Annotated in this window: 5 protein-coding genes and 2 pseudogenes; 1 reads left to right on the plus strand and 6 read right to left on the minus strand. The window is 72.4% G+C overall.

From position 1 onward, the window contains the following. The 6 genes and pseudogenes from ACTWQE_RS33540 to ACTWQE_RS33565 all read right to left on the minus strand — a co-directional run. Positions 1-423 (minus strand): glycosyltransferase (locus ACTWQE_RS33540; protein WP_443332872.1); only part of this gene is annotated, 423 nt, incomplete at its 3' end. A 30-nt stretch (positions 424-453) separates the two neighbouring features. After that, positions 454-1,185: an FkbM family methyltransferase gene (locus ACTWQE_RS33545; RefSeq protein ID WP_443332873.1), complete on the minus strand. Its 732-nt coding sequence runs from the start codon at positions 1,183-1,185 to the stop codon at positions 454-456. Beyond that, the gene (locus ACTWQE_RS33550; RefSeq protein ID WP_443332876.1) at positions 1,182-2,768 is read right to left on the minus strand and encodes a glycosyltransferase 87 family protein; all 1,587 of its coding nucleotides are present in this window, start codon (positions 2,766-2,768) and stop codon (positions 1,182-1,184) included. Before ACTWQE_RS33550 ends, ACTWQE_RS33545 begins: the two co-directional genes overlap by 4 nt. Before the next feature lie 49 nt (positions 2,769-2,817). Further along, positions 2,818-2,937, minus strand: a pseudogene (locus ACTWQE_RS33555) (ATP-binding cassette domain-containing protein); the annotation flags it as partial. Positions 2,938-3,014: 77 nt separating this feature from the next. Then, positions 3,015-3,227 (minus strand): annotated as a pseudogene (locus tag ACTWQE_RS33560) (methyltransferase domain-containing protein); the annotation flags it as partial. A gap of 494 nt (positions 3,228-3,721) precedes the next feature. After that, the gene (locus ACTWQE_RS33565; protein WP_443332874.1) at positions 3,722-4,144 is read right to left on the minus strand and encodes a secondary thiamine-phosphate synthase enzyme YjbQ; all 423 of its coding nucleotides are present in this window, start codon (positions 4,142-4,144) and stop codon (positions 3,722-3,724) included. 256 nt (positions 4,145-4,400) lie between these two features. On the opposite strand from ACTWQE_RS33565, the gene ACTWQE_RS33570 reads away from it, so the two are divergent. Further along, positions 4,401-5,102: flavin-containing monooxygenase (locus ACTWQE_RS33570; protein ID WP_443332875.1), on the plus strand; the 702-nt coding region annotated here is incomplete at its 3' end.

Genomic DNA, 5,102 nt, shown 5'->3' on the forward strand with positions numbered 1-5,102 from the left:
GTACGTGACGATGTCGACGTGGTTACCGATGCGCCGCATCACCTGCCGGGCCCCCGGGGTGCGGGCCCACCAGATCTCGTGGCCGTGCGTGGTAGCGACCATGCGCCGTATCCCGCCGCGCCGCAGCGCGGGCGCCATGGCGGCGAGCGGCGCGGCGGCCCCGAACCAGGCCCGGTCGCAGCCGTACCTCCGGGCTATCGCCAGGGCGCGGCGGGTGACGCGGGACGTGGGCAGCAGCATGCGTTTGGGGTCTCTGATCACCGGGAAGGGCAGCGTGGCGTCATACGCGGCGGCGCCTGGCTCGCTCGACGTGTAGACGACCACGTCGTCGCCGGGGACGCGGGTCGCCATGGCGTGGACGAACGTCTCGATGCCGCCCTGGCGGGGCGGGAAGTCGTTGGTGACGATCAGGGTGGCGCTCATGGGTGATTGCTGCCTTACGTAGGGAGGTGGTCAGGCGGTGAAGACGTAGTTGCGGCAGCCGTCGGTGATGCGCGGGACGGGTGTCCAGCGGCCGCGCTGCCGACGGTGGGCGCGGTAGCCGTAGTCCCGCAGGTGCCGCAGCACGTCGGCGGGGTACGCGCCGTACTTATCAAGGTGCCGGCGCTCGATCTCCAGGAGCAGCGTGGGGCGGTGGCGCCGCAGGGTGTCCGATCCGCCTTCGAGTACGGCGAGTTCGGCGCCCTCGACGTCGGCCTTGACGAGGGTGAGCCGCTCCAGGCCCGCCTCGTGGGCGAGTTGGTCGAGGGTGCGGACGGGGGCGTTCACGCTGCGCGCGGTGCGGAACTCGGCGTTCGGGCCGGGGCCGTCGGCGCCCTCGGTGAGGTAGGCCCGCCCGTGCACCGGCAGGCCGCGCCGTATCGGCAGGCTCAGGGTTCCGTGCCCGGGCCGGGCGCCCAGGGCGGTGCGGTGCACGGTCACGTTGCGGGCGCCGAGGAGGCGTGCGGCGGTGCGCAGCCAGCGGTTGGGGCCGGGCAGCGGCTCCACGCTGTGGACTTGGCCGGTGGGTCCGGCGAGCGCGGACAGCACCCAGGTGTAGAGCCCGTACTCGGCGCCTATGTCCACGCATGCCGCGCCCGGCCGTACGAGGTCACGCAGGCCCGCGACCTCGTCCTCGACGAACGGGAACCGGTGAGCGCCCCAGCGCAGCGCGGCGGCCACCGCGTGCGTGCGCAGGGCGCTCACCGGGCACCTCCGACCGGAATCAGGCGGGGGTTTTCGGAGGTGCGTACGAGGCGGCTCCGCACGGGCACGGCCCGTGGGGCGCCGCGGACCAGCCGGACCCACACGACGAGGAGGACCGGCAGGGCGAGGTAGCCGAACCGCCCGGCGGGTGCCAGGAGGAAGGCCAGGCAGAGACTGAGGGCGAGTCGGTCGGCGGCCGTAACCAGGTCGTGGGGCGGCCGTACGACGAGAGACACGCCGACGGCCAGTCCGCCGGCCAGCAGCAGCGCGACCGCCGCGTACCAGCCGACCGGACCGAGGTCGGCGAGCAGCCGGCCGGGTAGCGGGCTGGCGGCCGGGGTCTCCCACTCGCCGCGGCCGGTGGGGAAGGCGAACACCTGCTGGACCAAGGGCCCGGGCGACAGCAGCGCGCTCGGCAGGACGAGGACGACGGTGCCCGCCACGGCCACGGCGGCGGCGCGCACGGCGGCCCGCAGCCCCGCGCGCTGGGCGAGGAGCGACACGGCGACCGCGATGGCGGGCCACGCCGTCCACTTGAGGGAGCAGGCGGCGGCGAGCGCGAGCCCGGCGGCGAGGGGGCGCCGCCGTGCCGCATACGCCAGCGCCAGGCACAGCAGCCCGGTCAGCGGCAGGTCCACGCCGCTGACGCAGAGCGGCAGCGCCACGACCGGCGAGGCGACGAGCGCGCCGAGGGTCACCCGGCCTCCGACGGCCCGCCCGATCACGCGGCGTGCCCCCCACAGGCAGCCGAGGAACGCCGCCGTGCACCAGAGCCGGGCGTCGCCCAGCTGGGGCAGCCAGCCGCTGTCGCCCAGCACCGCCCGGGGCAGCCCGAACACCGCCATCCCGGGCAGGTACGGTGTGACCTCGACCACCGTGCGGGGGTCGGCCAGGTACGGGGTGGCCTGATGCAGCGTCAGCACCCCGGACCGCTCGATGACGCCGACCTCGCTCTGCGCCCCGCCGGTCACCAGCAGCACCAGCAGCGGTACGACCACGGCACCGCCGACGGCGACCCCGACGGAAACGCTCCGGCCCCGGGGCCACAGCGCGGCGCCCGCGGCACAGAGGTAGCCGACACCCGCGCTCGCACCCCAGACCCGGTGCGGCTCGGGCGCCGCGAGGAGCGGGAACACGCCGGCCCACATGGCGGCCACGAGCCAGCCGCCGCACCACAACAGCCTGTGTTTCCACTCGGGTTGAGTCTGGAAGGTAAGCACCCGTCCATCACATCGGGCCCTTACCGCTGCGTCATGACGGCCAGGTCGAGACCTAATGGTCGGGTTTCCCCTACCCCTCGCCGGCGGGCGCGGCCGGGGCGACGCAGCACACACGCGGGCCCCGGGGTGTTCCTGGCCGTCGTGTTGCCGGCGGCCGGGGTGCTGGGCGCGGTCCAGCCCAGGACCGGGGTCCCCGTCCGAGGAACTCCAACTGCCCGGCTCGGGCGGCTGCGTGCCGTCAGGCCAGGCCACGAGGTCGGCGTAGTCGTCGCTCAACAAGTCCTCCACGCCGTCGGGCAGCAGGATGGACCGCTCCGGCTGGAGCGCCTCCACGGCGCCCTCCTCGTAGGTCACCATCACCATGGCGCTCCGGCACGTGTGCAGCGGGCCGGGGATATCCACGGCTGGCGGGGTCCAGGTTGTTGGTGGGCTCGTCCAGCAGCAGTACGTTCGCCGAGGACACCACCAGGTTCGCGAGCGCGAGGCGGGTCTTCTCGCCGCCGGACAGGACGCCTGCAGGGTTGTCGGCGTCGTCGCGCCGGAGAACAGGAACGACCCGAGCAGCTTGCGGACCTCGACGAGGTCGAGGTCGGGCGCGGCCGAGCGCGGCTCGTGCATGTGCAGCCCGTTGCTGACGATGAGGTCGAACTCCTCGTCGACGCGCAGGTTCCAGGCGTCGCGGGTGAGGAAGGCGGTGCGGTCGGCCAGGCCGTGCCGCCGGGCGTTGTCCGCGGCGTGGGCGAGGGACTCCTCGTCGAGGTCGATCCCGACGAGGCGTACGTTCTCCACGCCGTCGTAGTCCTGTACCAGCAGGTCGTCCATGACCCCGCAGGGGTTGGAGGCGAGGGTGGCGCCGGGGGTGACACTCTCGGCGACCAGGGCCTTGAAGCAGGGGTTGACGATGAGCGCATCCGGAGTGATCTCGAACCCGGCGTACAGGCCCTCCACTGAGGTCCGGGCCCGCTCCCGGTCAACCGATGAGGGTGCTGAGCAGTTCGGTGTTGCATCGCTTCTCGTCGAAGGCAAAGGCGCGCACGCCGAGCACTTCGTACGAGCGTCATCCCAGCGCCACGATGCCGCCCGCAACGCACATGACTGGCAGGCAGTCGAAGCGCCGGTCAGAGCCCCTTTGCCGCAGGCTCAAGGATCGCCACGCACTCCACATGATGCGTCATCGAAATCACATCAACGCTGCATGACGCCTGCGCCGGTACGAGGCAGCCTCATCACGCAGTTTGCGTCATACATGGATGACGTTCGACTTCCTCGAAATTACCGACTGACCGACAAGGGTTGCTCCTCGAAAGACCGGAATGTCACCCCAAAAAGCTCAACCGGACCCGACGGTCTGTGTTATTCGTGTTCGTGTCCACGACGCATACGGACTGCCAGGTGCCCAGCTCGAGCCGGCCGGCGATCACCGGCAGCGTCGCGTGCGGCGCCACCAGGGCGGGTACGACGTGGTCCCGGCCGTGGCCCGGACTGCCGTGCCGGTGCTGCCACCGGTCGTCGGCGGGGAGCAGCGTGTGCAGTGCGGCAAGCAGGTCATGGTCACTTCCAGCGCCGGTCTCCAGCAGGGCGATACCGGCCGTGGCGTGCGGTACGAAGACATTGAGCAGCCCGTCACGGCCCCGGGCGGCCTGCCGCAGAAAGTCCTCGCAGGCCCCGGTCAGGTCGTACACCGACTCGGTGGGGCCGGTGGTGATGTCGATCAGTGAAGTGGTGAAGGCATCGGACATACCTCCATACTCGCCCACCTCGCGGGGCGTGACGCCCGAGCCGGCGGCGCGCGAGCTGCTGAGCGCGCCTTCTGCGCCTCTGGGCGACGTACCGGCGGCGAACGGCGTCCCGTGTCCGCCCCCGGCGGTGCTCCGCTGCTCGTGACCGGAGGCCGCTGACGCCGGAAACCGCAGGTGACGGCGGTGCCCATACGGGGATGGGTTAGGGAGTCGCCGTAACGGGAAGAGCGTGCCCTCCCAAGGAGTTAGTAGAAGCGTGAACTACACCGTGGTGCGAGACGTGGACGTCGTCGTGACCGGCGCCGGCCAGGCCGGGCTCTCCGGCGCCTATCACCTCCGCCGGTCCGGGTACGAACCGGACCGGGACTTCGTGGTCCTGGACCACGCGCCCCGGCCCGGCGGCGCCTGGCAGTTCCGCTGGCCCTCGCTCACGTACGGCAGGGTGCACGGTATGCATGACCTGCCCGGACTGCCGCTGGCGAGCGTCCCGGAGGACCGGCCGTCCGCCGAGGTCATCGGCGACTACTTCGCCACCTATGAGCGCACCTTCGACCTGCGCGTGCACCGCCCGGTGGATGTGCGTGCCGTACGCGAGGGCGAGGGCGGACGGCTGCTGGTGGAGACCTCCGAGGGTGCCTGGTCGGCGCGGGCGCTCCTCAATGCCACGGGTACCTGGGGCCGTCCCTTCTGGCCGCGCTACCCCGGCCAGGAGTCCTTCCGAGGACGCCGGTTGCACACGGCCGGGTACAGCGGCCCGGCGGACTTCACCGGCGAGCGCGTGATCGTCGTCGGCGGCGGCACCTCGGCCGTCCAGCACCTCATGGAGATCGCCGACGTGGCGGCGGCCACGATCTGGGTGACCCGGCGCCCGCCCGTCTTCCGGGAGGGCCCTTTCGACGAGCAGCGCGGCCGGGCGGCCGTGGCGCTGGTCGAGGAGCGGGTGCGCAGCGGTCTGCCA

Source organism: Streptomyces sp. 8N706 (assembly GCF_052245415.1).
GTDB lineage: Bacteria > Actinomycetota > Actinomycetes > Streptomycetales > Streptomycetaceae > Streptomyces.

Excerpts from the sequence above, each read along its gene's own strand:
- ACTWQE_RS33550 (WP_443332876.1), bottom strand. The coding sequence starts at position 2,768 with ATGGTGATGGTGACCTACGAGGAGGGCGCCGTGGAGGCGCTCCAGCCG.
- ACTWQE_RS33565 (WP_443332874.1), bottom strand. The coding sequence starts at position 4,144 with ATGTCCGATGCCTTCACCACTTCACTGATCGACATCACCACCGGCCCC.